Origin of the sequence: Sphingomonas glacialis (assembly GCF_006439055.1) — a bacterium.
Taxonomy (GTDB): domain Bacteria; phylum Pseudomonadota; class Alphaproteobacteria; order Sphingomonadales; family Sphingomonadaceae; genus Sphingomonas; species Sphingomonas glacialis_A.
The window spans coordinates 1,019,184-1,037,594 of sequence record NZ_RCZC01000002.1 but is presented as its reverse complement, the minus strand read 5'-3'; the positions used below and the strand labels follow the sequence as shown (position 1 = coordinate 1,037,594).

The following is an 18,411-nucleotide window of genomic DNA, read 5'->3' as shown; positions in this document are numbered from 1 at the left end:
CCGTTGCGCGATCGGGTAAGGCGTTTACCTGTCAAAGATGCGCGCATATACGAGCACGCGTCGGCGCACGGTCTCGAGCATGATGCGACGCCCATCGAGAGAGGATTTCTTCATGACGCTTCGTGTCGCCGCCATGCCCATGCTGCTTGTTGCCGCCGCTGCGTCCGCCCAGGTCGCCGCGCCGCCGCCGCCGGCCAAGGTCGCGCCGGTCGCCGGAACGCCAATTCTCCCCGCCTGGACCAAGCCCGCGATCCGCGGTGCATGGAACGATGCCAAGCTCGACCCCGACGCGCGTGCCAAGGCGCTCGTTTCGGCGATGACGCGAGACGAGAAGCTGACCATGGTGTTCGGCTATTTCGCCACTGATTTCCCGAGCTCGCTGTACAAGGCGCCCGCCGGAGCGCGCGCCGGATCGGCCGGCTACGTGCCGCCGATCTCGCGGCTCGGGATCCCTGCACAGCACCAGACCGATGCCGGCGTGGGCGTCGCGACGCAGGGCGGCGCGGCGGTCAAGCGCGAGCGCACCGCATTGCCGTCGAACCTCGCGATCGCGGCGAGCTGGGACGTCGCCGTCGCGCATGCCGGCGGCGCGATGATCGGCGACGAGGCGCGCCGCTCGGGCTTCAACGTCATGCTTGCGGGCGGGGTCAATTTGCTGCGCGAGCCGCGCAACGGCCGCAATTTCGAATATGGCGGCGAGGATCCGTTGCTCGCCGGCACGATCGTCGCCGAGCAGGTGCGCGGCATCCAGTCGAACCACGTTGTCTCGACGATCAAGCATTATGCCTTCAACGACCAGGAAACCGACCGCAACGCTGGCAATTCGCTGATCGAGCACAGCGCCGCGCGCGTGTCCGACCTGCTCGCTTTCCAATTGGCGATCGAGCGTGCGGATCCAGGCTCGGTCATGTGTTCGTACAACCGCGTCGATGGCGCCTATGCCTGCGAGAATAGCTGGCTGCTGACCGACGTGCTGCGCACCGATTGGGGCTTCAAGGGCTATGTGATGAGCGATTGGGGGGCGACGCACAGCACTGCGCCTGCCGCCAATGCCGGGCTCGACCAGGATTCGGGCTTCCCGTTCGACACGCAGCCCTTCTTCGGCGGGGCGTTGCGCCAGGCGCTCGACAGCGGCGCAGTGACGCCGGCGCGGCTTGATCTGATGACGCACCGCATCGCGCGCGCGATGTTCGCACAAGGGATCTTCGAGCATCCCGTCAGCGAGCAGCCGATCGATTATCCCGCGCATGCTGCGGTAACGCGCGGCGCGGCGGAGGCGGGCGCCGTGCTGCTCAAGAATAGCGGCGACCTGCTGCCGGTTGCGGCGAGCGCCAAGCGCATCGTCGTGATTGGCGGCCATGCCGACAAGGGCGTGCTCGCGGGCGGCGGATCGTCGCTGGTCTATCCGGTCGGCGGCAATGCGGTGCCCGGGTTGCTGCCGACGGGCTGGCCCGGCCCGGTGATGTATTATCCCTCGGCGCCGCTCGACGAGATCAAGCGCCATGCGCCGGGCGCGACCGTCAGCTATGCCGACGGGACCGACGTGGCGGCGGCGACGGCGCTGGCGCAGAATGCCGATATCGTGATCGTCTTCGCGACGCAGTGGCAGGGGGAATCTTTCGACGTGCCGATGGCGCTCGACGGTGCGCAGGACGCGCTGATCGCGGCGGTCGGCGCGGCCAACCCCAAGACCGTCGTCGTGCTCGAAACGGGCAGCCAGGTCGCGATGCCGTGGCTCGGCAAGGTCGGCGCGGTGCTCGAGGCGTGGTATCCGGGGACGGCGGGGGGCGCGGCGATCGCCAATCTGCTGTTCGGCACGACCAATCCGTCGGGCCGCCTGCCGATGACCTTTGCCAGCAGCGTCGATCAACTCCCCGATCCGGCCAAGCCGCATTCGGGCGATGTCGTCTACAAGGAAGGCGCGGCGGTCGGTTACAAATGGTTCGATGCCAAGGCGCTCACGCCGCTCTTCGCCTTCGGGCATGGCCTGTCCTACACGCGCTTCGCGACCGACGGCCTGACCGCAACCGCCGCGAACGGCGTGCTGACCGCGAGCTTCACCGTGCGCAACACCGGCGCGCGCGCCGGTGCGACGGTGCCGCAGATCTACGTCGCGCCGGTTGCGGGCGGCTGGGAAGCGCCCAAGCGGTTGGTCGGGTTCAGCAAGGTCGCGCTCGCGCCGGGCGCGCGGCAGACGGTGTCGGTCTCGGTCGATCCGCGCCTGCTCGCGACGTGGGACGAAGCCGGGCATCAGTGGCGGATCGCGGGTGGCCGCTACACGGTGATGCTCGCGGATTCGGCGACCGACATCCGCCAGACGGTCACCGTCAGCGTGCCGGCGCGGACGATGCCGGCGACCTGGCGCGCGCGCTAGGGTTCAGCTGAACCGTCGCCCCGGCACGAGACCGGGGGGACGGCGGGGGGCTGATCGGATCAACGCGAGCGTGATCCCATCAGCGTCAGTGCGTTACAATCGCTCGTCGCTCTGTACCAGCTGTGCGGCGATGGTCGTCGTTGCCGCGACCAGCATCAGCGCGACGTTCTCCGCGCTGTGGACCGGCTCGCGCCGCTCGAGATAGGGAACCGTCAGCGCCGCCGCCGCGGCACCGCCGCGCATGATCGGCGCCGAAATGTCGGTCACGCTGCTGACCAGCGGGCTTTGCGTCAGCTCGACCTGGTGGGCGCGGACCGCATCGGCGCGGGTGCGGAAGGCGGCCAGCGCGTCCTTGCCGAGTTTCGGCGCGAACAGACCCTCCCAGCGCCGGCGCACCTCTTCGGCCTGGAAGGCGTAGAGCACGACGCCCGACGCGGTGCTCGGGATCGGCCGACGATAGCCGACGCGCACCGAAAAGCCGACCTGCTCGCCCGATTCGACGCGCGCGACGACGACCATCTCGCCGCGGCTGTGGAAAGCGAGGTGGCACGATTCCCCCGAATCCTGCACCAATTGCCGCATCACGGGGAGCGCCAGTTCGACCAGATTGCGCGTGCGCGGCTGGCGCATGCCGAGCGCGAACAGCCGGTCGGTCAGGCGATAGCCTTCCGAGCCGACATCGTGATCGATATAGCCGCGAAATTGCAGGACCTGCACCATGCGGTGGAGTTCGCCGCGCGACCGGTCGAGCTGGTCGGCGATCGCCGCGAGCGGGAGCGGGTCGGTCGCGTCGGCAAGCAGCTCGAGAATGTCGAGCCCCTTTTCCAGCGCGGGCGCCTTGTAGCGCCGGTCTTCGCCATCCTGATCGTCCGCCAGATCGTTGGTCGGATCGCTTGCCTGCTCGTCCATGCCCCACCCCGTTCGGTACGCGTTCGCGCGCCGCGCTCCGTCATAGAGCGCGGCGTCGAACGCGCACAAGCATCGCCTCAGCGACCGACCACGCTCACCAGCGCTGCGGCGTCCTGACCACCGGTCAGCTTGCCCGACGCGGTCAGCCGGCCGCTCGCATCGTCCCAGCGCAGCACGGTCGCGCCGCCGCCCTTGCGATAGGCGTTGCTCACCCCGTCATCGTCATACAGCGTGAAGCTGGTCGAGCGGCCGGGATAGACGCGGATGCTGTCGAGCTTCTGGCGCGTCGCGGTGCTCGGCACCTGCGCGCCCATCGGCACGATCGATCCGGCGCGGACGAACAGCGGGATCTTGTCGATCGGTGCTGCTGCGGTGATCGTCTGGCCGCCAGCGTGGCGCTCGTTGGTCCAGTAATCGTACCAGTCGGCCCCCGCTGGCAGATAGACCGAACGGCTGGTCGCGCCTTGCTCGGTCACCGGTGCGACGAGGAAGGCGGGGCCGAACATATATTCGTCGCCCAGATCGGCGACCTTGGGGTCGTTCGGGAAATCCATGAACAGCCCGCGCATGAACGGCGCACCGGTCGTGTAGGTCTGGTGGCCCATCGCATAGAGATACGGGATCAGCGCGTAACGCAGCTTCAGATACTGCGCGAGCACCGGCTCGGCCGCCTTGCCATATTCCCAGATCGCGGTGCCCGGACGCTGGCCGTGGATGCGCAGCGTCGGCGTGAAGGTATTGTACTGGAACCAGCGGACGAACAGCTCGGGATAATCGGCATAACTCGGCGCCATCGCGGTCGCGCCGGCGGGATCGAGCAACACGGGATGCTCGGCCTTGGGGCCGGCGGGATTCTGCCAGCCGCCGGTGTCGCTGCTCCAGTAGGCCATCCCCGACGCGGTGAAGTTGAGCCCGGTCGGCACCTGCCGCTTGAGCGCTTCCCACGTCGCCTGGACGTCGGACGACCAGAACAGGCAGCCGTTGCGCTGCGTGCCGAGATACGCCGCGCGGCACAGGATCAGGTTGCGGAAATCGGGCCGATCCTTGGCCGATCCCTCGGCGACGCCCGACGTATGCACCAGCGGAAACAGGTTGTGATAGCGATCGCCCGAACCGATCGAGAATTGATGGCCGTCGGGCACCAGATCGGGCTCGGTTTCGTCGAGCCAGAACCAGTCGAAGCCCTGCGAGGCGATATTGTCGCGGATCTTGCCCCAGAACCAGCCGCGCGCATCGGGGTTGGTGCTGTCGAGCAGCGCGCCGGCGCGGTCGGCGCGGATCGGCAGGCCGTCGACGACGGTGCCGTCGGTGTCATGCAGCAGCCAGCCCTTGGCGGCGAGCATGTCGAAATAGCGCGATTCCTTCTCGAAGCGCGGCCACACGCTGATGATGCTGCGCATCCCAAGCCCCTTGAGCTTGGCAGTCATGCCCGCGGGATCAGGGAAATAGGTGCGGTCGATGTCGAGCTGCCCCATCCGCGTCCAGTAGAACCAGTCGAGCACCATCACGTCGAGCGGATAGCCGCGGCTGCGATACCCTTCCGCGACGCCGAGCAATTCCGCCTGGCTCTCGTAGCGCGCCTTGCTCTGGATCAGACCGAACGCGGCCTTGGGCGGGAGCGGGGTCTTGCCGGTCAGCTTGGTATAGCCGGCATAGAGTTCATCCGTGGTCGCGCCGGTGATGACGAAGAACGAGACGCGCTCCCCGACGTCGGATTGCCAATGCGTGCTGTTGTGCAGGCCCGGCGAGACCGTCGTCGCCGACGGATTGTCCCACACGATGCCATAGCCCTTGTTGGTCACCATGAACGGCACGCAGACCGTTTCGCCCGCCGGCGCATCGTAATTGTGGCGGCAGTCGATCGTGCGGCCGCGCAGATCGAGCTTGCCCTCCTGGTTCTGGCCGAGCCCGTAATAATGCTCGTCGAGTGGGGCAGCGAAGCTCGCACCGACCTTGAAGGTCTTCTCGCCCGCGACGGTGTGCGGCGCCATTTCCCAGCCGTTCATCTGCGTGATGAGGTGCCCGTCGGCGCCCTTCACGCTGACCGACACCGGCGGCAGCGACGGCGCGAAATAGCGCTCCATCTGGCTCGGCGCCTTGGGCCAGGCTTGCGCGTTGACCGTCAGCGACAGCGCCGACGAGGTGAACACGTCGCCGCTCGCATCGGTGCTGTGGCTCCAGCCGGCGGCATCGGGCTTGGCATTGGGGCCGGGGCCGGGGGGCGCATCGGCGAGATCGCGATCGACCGCGATCGTCACGCGGACGATGTTGGGGGCATAGGGTTCGATCGAGACGTGGCTGCCGTTGCGGTCGAGCGACCCGAGCGGCGCGGCCTGCGCTGCGACTGCGGGGACGAGCGCGAAAGCCGCTGCGCCAGCCCATTTTGCAAGCGCGCGTCTGCGTGCCGATACCATTGCCATATCGCTGATCCTCACCTTTGATGCCGGCGGTTGACGCACTCGCGGTTGCCGGGCAGTGCGTTCACCTATGAGTATTCGTTTCACTGGCGCAAGTGAGAATGTCATTCGCTTGCGTCGTCAGAGCGTGGCTTGGGGCAGGTCGGCGGCGAACACAATCGCTCCGATGGTCGCATATGCCGCGCAAAGCGCGATCGCCACGGGCGACGTGTCGGGAGAGGATTCACGATGAAGACCATGCCGCTGTTTCTCACGGCACTCGCGCTCGGCGCCACGCCGCTATCGGCGCAATCGCGCGACGTTCCGCACATCGCGACGAGCGCCAGCGGCCATCACGCGCTGATCGTCGATGGCGCGCCCTTCCTGATGCTTGGCGCGCAGGTCAACAATTCGAGCAACTATCCCGCGGCGCTCCCCGCGGTGTGGCCGATGCTCGACCGGCTCCATGCCAATACCGTCGAGGTGCCGATCGCCTGGCAGCAGATCGAACCGAGCGAGGGGCATTTCGACCTGAGCTTCGTCCAGACGCTGCTCGATCAGGCGCGCGCGCACGACAAGCGGCTCGTGCTGCTGTGGTTCGGCGCGTACAAGAATAGCGGGCCGAACTACACGCCCGACTGGGTCCGCCAGAACAATCGGCGCTTCCCGCGGATGAAGAAGCGCGACGGCAGCGACCATTATGTGCTGTCGCCGCATGCCCGCAGCACGCTCGAGGCCGACAAGCGCGCGTTCCTTACGCTGATCACCTATCTGCGCGACCATGACCAGCAGAACACCACGATCCTGGTGCAGGTCGAGAACGAAACCGGCAGCTATGGCAGCCCGCGCGATTATGCCGCGGCGCCGGAAGCGCTGTTCAACGGGCAGGTGCCGGCGGCGCTGCGCAAGCGCGGCACCTGGACACAGGTCTATGGCGCGCAGGCCGACCGCGCGTTCAACAGCTGGTATACCGCGGCCTATTGCAACGAGCTCGCGGCGGCGGGCAAGGCGATCAAGCCGCTGCCGATGTACGTCAACGCGGCACTCGCCGATCCCTTCAAGATCCCCGCGCCGGCCGACGTCGCGAGCGGCGGCCCGCAGCAGGACGTGCTCGACATCTGGAAGGCCGCCGCGCCCGCGATCGATTTCGCCGCGCCCGACATTTACGACCGCAAGAGTGCGAACGTCTTCGCGTTTCTCGACGGCTATCATCGCCCCGACAATGCGCTGGCGATCCCCGAGATCGGCAACGCCGCCGAATATGCGCGCTTCTTCTGGGCGGCGATCGGGCGTGGCGCGATCGGCTTTGCGCCGTTCGGGATGGATGCGACGGGCTTCTACAATTACCCGCTCGGCGCCAAGACGCTCGACGCGCAGACGCTCGACGCCTTTGCCACGCCGTATGGGCTGTTTGCCGGGATGCAGCGCGACTGGGCGAAGATCGCGTTCGACCATCCCACCTGGGGCACCGCCAAGGGCGACGACGGCGCGCCGCAATCGACCACGCTCGGCCAGTACAAGATCACTGCGAGCTATGGCGAGTGGCAGTTCGGCCATCGCACCGACACCTGGATCAAGTCCGAGCCGACGCCCTGGGCGAACGAGAGCGTCGGCGGTGCGGTCGTCGCGCAGCTGTCGGCGACGCAATATCTCGTCGCGGGCGACCATGTCCGGATCGAAGTCTCGCCTGCTGCAGGTGCCCCGAAGAACGCGCTGATGCTGCGCGTCGAGGAGGGGCGGATGGTGCAGGGCGCGTTTGTCGTCGATCGCGTGTGGAATGGCGACCAGACCGATTACGGCCTCAACTTCATCGACCATCCCGTGCTGCTGCGCGTGACGATGGGGCGCTACGACTAAGCGCGGCGGCGCGCTCGCGCGCCGCCATTGTTCGCACGTGATGATCAAACGGATCGAGCCGTTCCCCAGGGGCGGCCCGCGCCGCGCGCTCGTGTCAAATAATGATAGCGCTAACCAATTCTGTCATTTTGTTCATATATGAACACAAAACTCACCTATCCACATTTCGATTGACCCTAGGGATTGGCGGGCGTAGCGAGCCGCGATCGAGAGAGACCTCCTCAAAACTTCGGTTGAAGCGAGGGAGGCTCACAGGGGAGAGGCAAGGCGGCGTCGATGGTCGCACCCTTCCCGAGATGTTCATGAGCCTCGCCGCGTCGAGGTATCGCTTGGAAGGAATACGAATGTCTGCTGTTGATGCCGTCCGCCGCACGGGGATGAGCAAGGCACTGTTGCTTGGCGCCTCGGTCCTGCCGTTCATCGCGATCGCTGCCCCCGCCGCCGCACAGACCACGCCATCGACCGGCACCACGGCGCCCTCGGGCGATACGTCGGCGCCGATCGCCGCAACCGCCCCCGATGCCGCCGCGCCCGCAGCTGCGCCCGATGCCGCCACGCCCGCGCCCGCAGCGGCCGCAGGCGAGGACATCGTCGTCACCGGCGTTCGCGCAAGCCTCCGCTCGGCGCAGAACATCAAGCGCAATGCGGATCAGGTCGTCGACTCGATCGTCGCCGAGGACATCGGCAAGCTGCCCGATCGCAACATCGCCGAGGCGCTGCAGCGCATCTCGGGCGTGCAGATCCAGCGCAATTTCGGCGAAGGCAGCTCGGTCGCGATCCGCGGCCTGACGCAGGTCCGCACCGAACTCAACGGCCGCGACATCTTCACCGCGAGCGGATCGGGCAATTCGCTGAGCCTCGAGGACGTGCCCTCCGAACTGCTCGCCGGCATCGACGTCTACAAGAACCCGTCGTCGGAGCTGATCGAGGATCAGCTGAGCGGCACGATCAACTTCCGCACGCGCAAGCCGTTCGACTTCACGGGCTTCAAGATCTCGGGCTCGGCGACGAACACCTATTACGATCTCATCGGCAAGAGCCAGCCGGCCGCCTCGCTGCTGATCAGCGATCGCTGGGACACCGGCATCGGTGAGATCGGCATCCTCGCCAGCGCCTCGTACCAGAAGACCAATTTCCGCCAGGACACGATCTCGACCGAGCCGTTCTACACGCTCGACCAGACGCGCAAGGCCGATGGCACGCCCAACAGCCCGAGCGACGTCGCGACCGCAGCGTTGCTCGGCCGCACCGGCCAGACGACCACGCTGCCGCACGGCACCGGCATCGGCGAAGTCTATGGCGACCGCCGTCGTCTCGGCGTCGATGTGTCGGTGCAGTGGCGCCCGACCAGCACGCTCGAATTCACCGGCGAATATTTCCGCAACGACTATAAGCTGCGGTCGTACGGCTACAGCTATTTCGCCTATACCAGCGGCGCCTCGATCACGCCGCTTGCGGGCGCGCCCTTCACCTATGCGTCGAACGGCGATTTCCAGAGCGGCACCTTCACCAACGTGCCGATCGGCGACAACACCTCGATCGGCACGCGCCATTCGGTGACCAGCGACTACTCGCTCAACGGCAAGTGGAAGCCGTCGGCCAATCTGACGATCACCGGCGATTTCCAATATGTCGATTCCAAGACCAACAACCTCAACTCGATCGTCGGGCTCTCCGGCACCGCGACGACGCTGACGCAGGACATTTCGGGTACCATCCCGTCGTTCCAGATCGCATCGGCGGCCGGGCTGACCAACCCGGCGACGTATAGCAACGGCTTCTACCTCGATAACCTCAACCATTCCGAGGGCACCGACACCGCCGCGCGGCTCGACGGCGAATATCGCTTCGACGGCGGCATCCTCAGCTCGATCAAGGCGGGCCTGCGCTACGCCAACCGCAAGAACACGACCAGCGACACCGGCTATCGCTATACCGGGCTGACCGGTGCCGCGACCAACCTGACCTATGTCGGCCTCGGCGATTTCTTCCGCGGCCAGGCGAACCTGTTCGGCGATATCCAGGCCTTCTCGCTGCCGACCGTGCTCGATTACGACGCCACACGCGCCGCGCTCAACATCGGGTCGACGCCGGCCTATCTGCCGAGCGGGACCAACACCCAGTCGCAGAAGACTTATACCGGTTACGTCGCGGCCTTCTTCAAGGCGAGCAACCTGCCGGTGCCGGTCGACGGCAATGTCGGCGTGCGCGTCGTGCGGACCCAGTCTGCGGTGACGGGCTTCTATCAACAGGTCGATCTGATCACCGCGGCCGACGGCACCCAGTCGACGGCGGCACCGAGCTTCACCGCGCTCGGCGAAACGAACACCTACACCTCGGTCCTGCCGAGCCTGAACCTGCGCGCGCATCTGACCGACAAGCTCCAGCTGCGCTTCGCCGCATCGAAGAACATCTCGCGCCCGAACTTCAGCCAGGTCAATCCGAGCCTGACGATCACCGAGCCGGGCACCGCGCAGATCGACCAGCAGCACACCGCTTCGACCGGCAATGCCTATCTCAAGCCGATGACCTCGACCAATTTCGATGTCTCGGCCGAATGGTATTTCTCGCGGACCGGTTCGCTGACCGTCGCCGGCTTCTACAAGGACATTTCGAACTACATCCAGACGGTGATCAACCAGCGCCAGGTCACCTTCAACGACGGTGTCACCGCGACCTACGACATCACGACCTACAACAATGCCGCCAAGGCCAAGGTGAAGGGCGCCGAAGTCGCCTATCAGCAGTTCTTCGACTTCCTGCCGGGCGATCTGAAGGGCCTCGGTGTCCAGGCCAACTTCACCTATGTCGATTCGCAGGCGCCTAGCCCGGCGAGCCAGGGCCCGGTGACGCAATTGCCGCTCGAGGGTCTGTCGAAGTACAATTTCAACCTGATCGGCATTTACGAACGCGGCATCATCTCGGCGCGCGTGGCGTATAACTGGCGCAACAAGTTCCTGGTGACGACGGCGGCGAACGGGACCGGCAATCTGCCGATCTTCCAGAAGGCGTCGGGCCAGCTCGATGCGTCGATCACTGCCAACGTGACGCCGCATCTCTCGCTGACGCTCAACGCGACCAACCTCACCAACACGATCCGCTCGACCTATTACGGGATCGAAACGCGCCCGCGCGATTCGATCATGAGCGATCGCCAGATCAGCGGTGTCGCCCGCATTACCTTCTAACGGCTGACCTGGTCAGCCTGGTCCGCCCGGTGACGGGCGGGCGCTTCAGTTCCTCCCCCTGCTCGTCCGGGTGGCATCGCTTCGGTGGTGTCGTCCGGGCGGGCATTTTTTGTGCGCGTAGCGACGGGATCGGCGGAAGTGATCACCTGATCGCGAGCGGTGGGCGTTGCTGGAGCCCAGCAACCGTCGCCCCGGCGGAGGCCGGGGCCGCTACGCTTGGGACGGGCCATATGCCAAGCCACCGAACGGCCCCGGCCTCCGCCGGGGCGACGAATAGCGCGGGTCTACTTTTGGGTGGAAGCCGACGGGAGGCTATTCCTCCCAATTGCGGTCGTCAGCTGCGAAGTCGAGGAATAGTTGCGCACGGGTTGCAAGCAATGGCGCCAGTTCACGCTCGTGCGCAGCGTTTCGTAGCTGGAAACCTTCCGCAGGCTTCCCGTCAACCCAACGGGCGGCGGCTTGCCTCCAACGGTCGCCGATGTCGCGAAGCGCTTGGCGCGGGTTACGATCTCCTGAACAAGTTGTGTAATCGGTTGGAAAGTCGCCGGAAACAGCCCACCAGCCAACGGCTCTGGGGTACTCAATGCTCTTAACAGCCCAGACTGATACAACAGGGGTGACGTGCCACGCTGGCCAATCCCCCACATTTGGCGCGGGGAAGCCTTCCTCGGACAGGTAGGCAATGACCTGCTTACGCTGCTTGGCGCACCACTGGTCATCCGCCTCTTTGTCTGGATCGTCGATCACGCCAGCACGGTATCTCGCACGCGAAACCTGAGCAACGTGGGACCGACCGGCTTTGGCCGGAAGTAGACCTACCCCTTTACCACCGCACCCCTAATTCACCCAACCGCCATCGATCACGTGCGCCTGCCCGGTCGTGAACGCCGCCTCGTCGCTCGCCAGGTACAGCGCGAGGGCGGCGATCTCCTCGGGGCGGCCGAGCCGCCCGAGCGGCTGGCGCGCGGTGAAGTCGGCGCGCGCCTTCGCGTAATCGCCGGTGTCGCGCAGCCGTTGCTGGAGCGAGGGCGAATCGACCGTGCCCGGGCAGATCGCGTTGCAGCGGATCCCCTGCGCCACGAAATCGGCGGCGACCGCCTTGGTCAGGCCGATCACCGCCGCCTTGGTCGTGCCATAGGCGAAGCGGTTGGGGATGCCCTTGATAGAGCTCGCGATCGACGCGACGTTGACGATGCTGCCCGACCCTTGCGCGAGCATCCCGGGCAAATACGCGCGGATTGTGCGATAGAGCGCGGTGACGTTGAGGTCGTTCGAGGCAGCCCAGGCGGCTTCGTCGCACTCGAGGATCGTGCCGTTATGGACCATCCCCGCGCAGTTCATCAGCACATCGACCGGACCGGTCTGCGCGGGCAATGCCGTGACCGCATCCGCATCGCGCACGTCCAGCGCGAACGTCTCGCAGTCGAGCCCGGCGAGCTTGGCGGCATCCACGTCGCTTGCGAAGACGCGCGCGCCCTCGGCGATGAAGCGCTCGGCGCACGCCCGGCCGATGCCCTGGCCCGCCGCGGTGACGAGCGCGGTCTTGCCCACCAGACGCCCGCTCACGCCGCGGCCCGCCGCGGCAGGCAGGCGGGACCGACCGGCTCGAAGGTCTTGTAGGTCAGGATGAATTCGCGGTGGCCGAGCGCTTCCGAGACGCTGCGCGCACCCTCCGCGACCGCGATCGTGCGCTCGTAGATCTCGTCGCCGACATCGCCGATCGTCGCGAGCCCCTCGATGATCCGCCCGGCGTTGATGTCCATGTCGCCCGCCAGATTGCGCGCGGTCTCGGGATTGGCGCAGATCTTGATGACCGGCGAGATCGCCGAGCCGACCACCGAGCCGCGCCCGGTGGTGAACAGCGTGACGTGCGCGCCGCACGCGATCAGCTCGACGATCTCGGCATTGTCCGAGATGTTGGGGAAGCCGAAGCGCGGCTCGCCATCGGGCACGACGTCGAGCAGGTACAGGCCGGGGGAGGGGGGGATGTCGCCGGGTTTGACGATCCCCGAGATCGGCGAGCTGCCCGATTTGGAATAGGCGCCCATCGACTTTTCCTCCTGAGTGGTGAGGCCGCCCTCGGCATTGCCCGGCGCGAAGCTGCCGAAGCCGAGCACGGTGTAATAGCGCTCGGCCTTCTCTACGCTGGCAACCAGCGCGGCGCCGAGTTCGGGCGTCAGCGCGCGATCCGCCATGATCGTCTCGCACCCGACCAGTTCGCCCGTCTCCTCGAAGATGCAGGTCGCGCCCTCGGCGACGAAGCGGTCGAACGCGCGGCCGACCGCGGGGTTGGCGGTGATCCCGCTGGTCCCGTCGGACCCGCCGCAGATCGTGCCGATGACGAGCTCGCTCGGTGCCATCGGCCCACGCGGGCCGGCGTCGGCGATCGTTTTCACGCGCGCAACCGCGGCGAGCCCGGCGGCGATCGTGGCGGCGGTGCCGCCGTTCTGCTGGATGACCAGCGTCTCGACCGGGCGACCGCTTGCGGCGGCGACTGCGGCGAGGCCCTCGCGGTTGAAGCTCTCGCAGCCGAGCGAGACGATCACCAGCCCGCCGACATTGGGGTGCGTCGCGATCGCCTTCATCACCGTGTCGGCATAGCTGTTGGGGTAGCAGCCGGGAAAGCCGATCAGATGGACGTCGGCATCATCGGTCTTGTCGACGATGCGCCGCGCGACGTGGTGCGCGCATTCGACGAGATAGGCGACGGCGACGACGTTGCGGATGCCCTTGCGGCCATCGTCGCGCAACCAGGCGGAAATCATGAGGGGCTCCGATCGAGCGTATCGCGCAGGTGCGAGGCGATATAGTCGCTCTTCATATTGTGCAGATGGACATGCTCCGCGCGGCCGGCCGACGCGGTCATCGATCCGATCGGCGCGCCATATTTGATCACCGTCTCGCCCGCGGCGAGCGGCTGGCGGGCGATCTTGTGGCCGACGCCGATCGGCGTCTGGATAACGCTTGGCGTGTCGTCGATCAGCACGGTGTCGCCCGGCGCGAGCGCCGCGGTGACGACGAGGATCGTGTCGTCGGGGTGCAGCAGGATCGCGCTCATGCCGTTGCCTCAGATGCTGCGCCGACAGCGTCCCACAGCGCATCGGGGATCGGCCAGGCGGCGTAGCGTAGCGTCGCGGCGACCTGGTCCGCGCCGACCAGACCGGGGATGACGCCGGCGACGACGGGCTCGCGCCGCGGGAATTGCAGTGCGGCAGCCGCAAGCGGCACGTCGAACGCCGCACAGGCGCGCTCGAGTTCGGCGACGCGCGCGACGATCGCGGGGGGCGGGGGCGCGTAGTTGAAATGGCTGGCGGCGCGGCTGCCCTCGACCAGGATGCCGCTATTGTACGGACCGCCGATCACGAGCCGCGTGCCGGTCTCGCGGCAGCGCTCGATCAGCGGGCGCGCCGCATCCTGTTCGAGCAGCGTATAGCGCCCGGCGAGCAGGATGACGTCGAGCTCGACCCGGTCGAGCAGGTCGAGACACACCGCGACCTCATTGACGCCGATCCCGATCGCGCCGACCTCGCCAGCGTCGCGCAAGCCGCGCAGCGCGCGGTACCCGCCCTCCACGAAATCGGCCATGTGCCGCGCCGCGTCGTCGCCGTGGGTCAGCACGCCGAGATCATGTGCGAACAATACGTCGAGCCGGTCGCGCCGCAGCCGTACACGGCTCGCATCGACACTCCGCAGCACCGCGTCGTACGAATAATCGAACACTGGCTCGAGCGCGGGCGCATCGACGAAGCCGTGCCGCTCGGCCGCCTGGCTGTCGGTCGGCTCGAGCAGGCGGCCGACCTTGGTCGAGACGATCGCCGTGCCGTGCGGGTCATGCTCGGCGAGCGCCGCGCCGAGCCGCGTCTCGGCGAGCCCGAAGCCGTAATGCGGCGCGACGTCGAAATAGCCGATCCCCCCCGCGAGCGCGGCGGCGACGGTATCGCGCGCGGTCGCATCATCGACCGCGCGATAGAGGTTGCCGATTCCGGCACAGCCCATGCCGAGCGTAGGAAGCGCGATCATCGTGTCGCCCCCCGCGCGCTCAGGCCGAACAGCAGGACGACCAGGAAACACCCGGCCGGCACCAGCATCGCGGGGACGATCGATCCGCTCGCGTCCGAGACCAGCCCCATCGCCGCCGGGAACACCGCGCCGCCGATGATCGCCATGACGAGTAGCGCCGACCCCGCCTTGGTGCGCGTCCCCAGCCCAGCGACCGTCTCGGCGAAGATCGTCGGATACATGATCGACATGAAGAAGCTGCTCGCAACGAGCGCCACCACGCCCGCCATGCCGCCGGCGAGGCTGGCAAACGCGCAACACGCTGCCGCGATCGCAGCGAACGCCGTCAGCAGCGGCAGCGGCCGGATCCGACCCATCAGCGCAGCGCCGACGAAGCGGCCGATCATGAATACGACGAGCGAGGCGGTGAGATACCCCGCCGCCTCCGTTGCGCGCGTGCCGGGGATGGTGACTTCGGCATAGCGGATCATGAAGCTCCACACCCCGACCTGCGCGCCGACATAGAAGAATTGCGCGAGGACGCCGGCGAGGAAGCGCGGCGTGCGGGCAAGCGCGGCGAAATCGGCCGCCGCGCCGACCCCTTCATTCGGCTCGGGCTGCGTCGCGATCGCCGGAAAGGGGGCGAGCCGGATCAGCAGCGCCCAGAACAGCACGCCGAGCCCGATGACGAGATAGGGGATTTGCACCGACGCCGCCTGCGTCGCGCGGTCGAGCGTGTGCGGCGCGTCCGACAGGATGAAGGCGCGCCCGATCAGCACGCCGGTGATCGAGCCGAGCGGGTTGAACGCCTGCGCGAAGTTGAGCCGCCGCGCCGCCGTCTCGGGGCTGCCGAGCCGCGCGATCAGCGGATTGGCGGAGGTTTCGAGGAAGGCGAGCCCGCTCGCGATGACGAACAGCGCGACGAGGAAGAAGGGATAGCTCAGCGCCGCCGCAGCAGGCCAGAAGAGCAGGGCGCCCGCGCCGTACAGTCCGAGCCCGAGCAACACCGCGGCGCGATAGCCATAGGCGCGCATAAACAGGGCCGCCGGGATGGCGAGGCAGAAATAGCCGAGATAGAAAGCCGATTGCACCAGCCCCGCGCCGAAATCGCCGAGGCTGAACAGCCCCTTGAAATGCGCGATCAGCACGTCGTTGAGATTGTTGGCGGCGCCCCACAGGAAGAAGAGCGCGACGATCAGGACGGTCGGGACGATCCGTGCGGCAGCCTGTGGGTGTGGCGTCATACCAATCCTTTCCCGTCGAGACGGATTACGGGGACGAAGCCGCCCGCGGGCTTGCGCGGCAGGTCGAGATGCAGGCCGGCGGCATCCTGGCGATGCGCGACGTGCCCACCGCCGAGCAGGGTCGCGCGTTCGATCACGCCCGACACGCGCCCGCGTGCGAGCGAGGCGACCGAGGCAGTGCCGCTCGGCCAGCCGAGGAACAGCACGTAGAGCGCGCCCTTGTTGGTGGTGAAGCGCACGTCGCGCGGCGTGAAGGCGCCCGCGCCGGCCTCGTTCTGCATCCCGGGCGTGAGTTTGGTCGGCCCCTCGCCATAAAGCCGCCACGGCCGCGACCCGAAGATCGCCTCGTCATTCACCGCGGTCCAGGCGCCGAGCTGGTCGAGGATCTGCTCTTCCTCGCTGTCGATCGCGCCGTGGCCGGGTTGCGGCACCGAAAGCAGCAGATTGCCGTTCTTCGACACGACGTCGGCGAGGCGTTGCACAACCTGCTCGGCGGTCTTGTAGCTTTTGTCGTTCAACCGCGCGACGTTGTAGAACCAGTCGCCGAGGCAGGTATCGGTCTGCCACGGTTCGTCCCACAGATGGTCGCTGAAGCCGCGCTCGACGTCCTGCACCACGCCAAAGCGTTCGTGCGGCTTCAACTGCTTGGCGAACAAGGCGACGTCGATCTTGCCCGACCATGCGATCGAGCGGTTGTAATAATCCGCCGCCGCCTCGAGCCCGATCGACCCGAACGGCAGCCCGTAATCGTCGAAATAGACGAGGTCGGGCTTGTACTTGGCGACGAGATCGGTCTGCCGCAGCAGCCATTTGGTGACATAGGCCGGGTCGTCGGTCGGGCCGGTCTCGATCCACTGGCCATCGTGCTTGTCGTGCCACGCTTCCATGCCGGCGATCGTGTCGATCCCGTTGGGCATGACGGCATGACCGCCGGTGTAAAGCTCCTGCGGGTCGAGCCCGTCCCACCATTGGCCCTTGCCGTCGACCTTGCGGAGCCGGAACGCGTCGTAGCGCTCGCCCTTGTTGGGACCGGTCGGATCATAGCCATAGGCGGTCTGATACCAGTGCCAGCTATGCGCCGAATGGTTCGACACGCCGAATTTGAGCCCCGCCGCGCGCGCAGCCTTTTCCCAGGTGCCGACCACGTCGCGCTTGGGGCCGACGCGCAGCGAATTCCACGCGTGATAACGGCTGTCGTAGCAATCGAGATTGTCGTGATGGTTCGCCAGCGCCATGAAATAGCGCGCACCGGCCTTCTTGTAGCGCGCGATCAGCGCTTCCGGCTCCCAGCGGTCGGCGGTCCAGCGGTTCTGGATGTCCTTCATTCCCGCGACGCTTGGATGGCCGTAGGTCTTGAGGTGATGCGCGTACATCGGGTGACCCTGCATGTAAATGAAGCGGCCGTACCAATCGCCTTGCTCGGGCACCGATTGCGGCCCCCAATGCGACCAGATGCCGAGCTTGGCGTCGCGAAACCAGTCGGGGTAGCGATAGTTCGAGACAAGCGACGGCCAGTTGGGCTCGACCGGCCCGCGCGCGGTGCCCATCGGGCTTTGCGCCAGCGCGCCGCGCGCCATCGGCAGCGCGGCCATGCCGGCGAGGATCGAACGCCGGGTAGGGCTCACTTGCCGAGCGTTTTCGCGATTGCGGCGAGCGCGAGCGGGCGCATCACGGCATAGCCTTGCGCGGTCGGATGGACGCCGTCGCTTGCCAGGCCCGGCTTCATCGCGCCTTCGGGCGTCGCCAGCGCGGCGAAGTAATCGACATAGGTGAAGCCTTCGGCCTTGGCGTAGCCGCGCAGCCAGCTGTTGAGCGCGGCAATCTGTGGCACTGGCTGTTTCGACGGGCTCCACGGGAAGGCGGCTGCAGGCGGGACCGAGGCGAGGATGACCTTGATGCCGTGTGCCCGGGCGAGCTCGGCCATGGTCATGATATTGCCCTCGACCGTCTCGATCGTCGCGGCACCGGTATTGCCGGCCACGTCGTTGGTGCCCGCCATGATATGCACCGCCTTGGGCTTGAGCGCGATCACATCGGCGCGGAAGCGTGCGAGCATCTGCGGCGTGGTCTGCCCGCTGATGCCGCGATCGACCACGCCTTCGCTGAACAGCGCCGCGTCGGAGTGGATCCAGTTATCGGTGATCGAATCGCCCATGAAGACGACGCGGACCGGCGCGCGGCTGTTGGCGAGCGCCTGATTGGCGGCCGCGTAGCGGCAGGCTTGCGCGAAGTCGCGCGTCAGCATGTGGAGCTTCCACGCTTCCCAGCCGGGGCCGTCGGTCGGGTTGGGATGCTGCGGGCAGGGATCGGTGACGATGCCGACCGGATCGCTGGCATAGGGGTCGCCAGGGACATTGGTCTGCGCCTGCGCGGCACTCGCCAACACGGCAAGAAACGGCAGCATCCACGCGGTGCGGGTCATATCCACGATCCTATCCTCTCCC

At 67.0% G+C, this 18,411-nt stretch carries 13 protein-coding genes; 3 read left to right on the top strand and 10 right to left on the bottom strand.

Features of this window, described 5'->3' with window-relative positions:
• Window positions 1–112: 112 nt before the first annotated feature.
• Window positions 113–2,374 (top strand): glycoside hydrolase family 3 C-terminal domain-containing protein, encoded by a 2,262-nt coding sequence (locus tag EAH76_RS08735; RefSeq protein WP_140849847.1) that lies wholly within the window; start codon window positions 113–115, stop codon window positions 2,372–2,374.
• Between the two features lie 93 nt (window positions 2,375–2,467).
• On the opposite strand, the gene EAH76_RS08730 is transcribed toward EAH76_RS08735, so the two are convergent.
• Together EAH76_RS08730 and EAH76_RS08725 are read right to left on the bottom strand one after the other, a co-directional pair.
• A complete protein-coding gene (locus tag EAH76_RS08730) occupies window positions 2,468–3,283 on the bottom strand; it encodes an IclR family transcriptional regulator (RefSeq protein WP_140849846.1) in 816 nt (271 codons plus the stop codon).
• A 77-nt stretch (window positions 3,284–3,360) separates the two neighbouring features.
• A complete protein-coding gene (locus EAH76_RS08725) occupies window positions 3,361–5,703 on the bottom strand; it encodes a TIM-barrel domain-containing protein (protein WP_140849845.1) in 2,343 nt (780 codons plus the stop codon).
• A gap of 225 nt (window positions 5,704–5,928) precedes the next feature.
• Here EAH76_RS08725 and EAH76_RS08720 point away from each other — a divergent pair, with 225 nt between their 5' ends.
• Both EAH76_RS08720 and EAH76_RS08715 read left to right on the top strand, forming a co-directional pair.
• Window positions 5,929–7,536 carry a DUF5597 domain-containing protein gene (locus EAH76_RS08720; protein WP_140849844.1) on the top strand — a complete coding sequence of 536 codons (1,608 nt, stop codon included), beginning with the start codon at window positions 5,929–5,931 and terminating at the stop codon, window positions 7,534–7,536.
• 344 nt (window positions 7,537–7,880) lie between these two features.
• Complete coding sequence (locus EAH76_RS08715; RefSeq protein ID WP_140849843.1) at window positions 7,881–10,724, top strand: TonB-dependent receptor; 2,844 nt, start codon at window positions 7,881–7,883, stop codon at window positions 10,722–10,724.
• A gap of 312 nt (window positions 10,725–11,036) precedes the next feature.
• On the opposite strand, the gene EAH76_RS08710 is transcribed toward EAH76_RS08715, so the two are convergent.
• From EAH76_RS08710 to EAH76_RS08675, 8 genes are all read right to left on the bottom strand, one after another.
• Window positions 11,037–11,471, bottom strand: coding sequence for a DUF4826 family protein (locus tag EAH76_RS08710; protein WP_140849842.1), 435 nt, complete (start codon window positions 11,469–11,471; stop codon window positions 11,037–11,039).
• Between the two features lie 90 nt (window positions 11,472–11,561).
• The gene (locus EAH76_RS08705) at window positions 11,562–12,290 is read right to left on the bottom strand and encodes an SDR family oxidoreductase (protein WP_140849841.1); all 729 of its coding nucleotides are present in this window, start codon (window positions 12,288–12,290) and stop codon (window positions 11,562–11,564) included.
• The gene (locus EAH76_RS08700) at window positions 12,287–13,489 is read right to left on the bottom strand and encodes a UxaA family hydrolase (protein WP_140849840.1); all 1,203 of its coding nucleotides are present in this window, start codon (window positions 13,487–13,489) and stop codon (window positions 12,287–12,289) included. The genes EAH76_RS08705 and EAH76_RS08700 overlap by 4 nt, the downstream gene beginning before the upstream one ends.
• Entirely contained in the window at window positions 13,486–13,782 is a 297-nt protein-coding gene (locus tag EAH76_RS08695) for a UxaA family hydrolase (protein WP_140849839.1), read from the bottom strand. The genes EAH76_RS08700 and EAH76_RS08695 overlap by 4 nt, the downstream gene beginning before the upstream one ends.
• Window positions 13,779–14,744 carry an aldo/keto reductase gene (locus EAH76_RS08690; RefSeq protein ID WP_140849838.1) on the bottom strand — a complete coding sequence of 322 codons (966 nt, stop codon included), beginning with the start codon at window positions 14,742–14,744 and terminating at the stop codon, window positions 13,779–13,781. The genes EAH76_RS08695 and EAH76_RS08690 overlap by 4 nt, the downstream gene beginning before the upstream one ends.
• Window positions 14,741–15,967: an L-fucose:H+ symporter permease gene (fucP, locus tag EAH76_RS08685; RefSeq protein WP_140849837.1), complete on the bottom strand. Its 1,227-nt coding sequence runs from the start codon at window positions 15,965–15,967 to the stop codon at window positions 14,741–14,743. Before fucP ends, EAH76_RS08690 begins: the two co-directional genes overlap by 4 nt.
• Window positions 15,964–17,592: an alpha-L-fucosidase gene (locus tag EAH76_RS08680; RefSeq protein WP_140849836.1), complete on the bottom strand. Its 1,629-nt coding sequence runs from the start codon at window positions 17,590–17,592 to the stop codon at window positions 15,964–15,966. The genes fucP and EAH76_RS08680 overlap by 4 nt, the downstream gene beginning before the upstream one ends.
• Entirely contained in the window at window positions 17,589–18,389 is an 801-nt protein-coding gene (locus EAH76_RS08675) for an SGNH/GDSL hydrolase family protein (RefSeq protein WP_140849835.1), read from the bottom strand. The genes EAH76_RS08680 and EAH76_RS08675 overlap by 4 nt, the downstream gene beginning before the upstream one ends.
• Between the last annotated feature and the right edge of the window lie 22 nt (window positions 18,390–18,411).

Coding starts and splice junctions, on each gene's coding strand:
- EAH76_RS08735 (WP_140849847.1), top strand. CDS start 113: ATGACGCTTCGTGTCGCCGCCATGCCCATGCTGCTTGTTGCCGCCGCT.
- EAH76_RS08730 (WP_140849846.1), bottom strand. CDS start 3,283: ATGGACGAGCAGGCAAGCGATCCGACCAACGATCTGGCGGACGATCAG.
- EAH76_RS08725 (WP_140849845.1), bottom strand. CDS start 5,703: ATGGCAATGGTATCGGCACGCAGACGCGCGCTTGCAAAATGGGCTGGC.
- EAH76_RS08720 (WP_140849844.1), top strand. CDS start 5,929: ATGAAGACCATGCCGCTGTTTCTCACGGCACTCGCGCTCGGCGCCACG.
- EAH76_RS08715 (WP_140849843.1), top strand. CDS start 7,881: ATGTCTGCTGTTGATGCCGTCCGCCGCACGGGGATGAGCAAGGCACTG.
- EAH76_RS08700 (WP_140849840.1), bottom strand. CDS start 13,489: ATGATTTCCGCCTGGTTGCGCGACGATGGCCGCAAGGGCATCCGCAAC.
- EAH76_RS08695 (WP_140849839.1), bottom strand. CDS start 13,782: ATGAGCGCGATCCTGCTGCACCCCGACGACACGATCCTCGTCGTCACC.
- EAH76_RS08690 (WP_140849838.1), bottom strand. CDS start 14,744: ATGATCGCGCTTCCTACGCTCGGCATGGGCTGTGCCGGAATCGGCAAC.
- fucP (WP_140849837.1), bottom strand. CDS start 15,967: ATGACGCCACACCCACAGGCTGCCGCACGGATCGTCCCGACCGTCCTG.
- EAH76_RS08675 (WP_140849835.1), bottom strand. CDS start 18,389: ATGACCCGCACCGCGTGGATGCTGCCGTTTCTTGCCGTGTTGGCGAGT.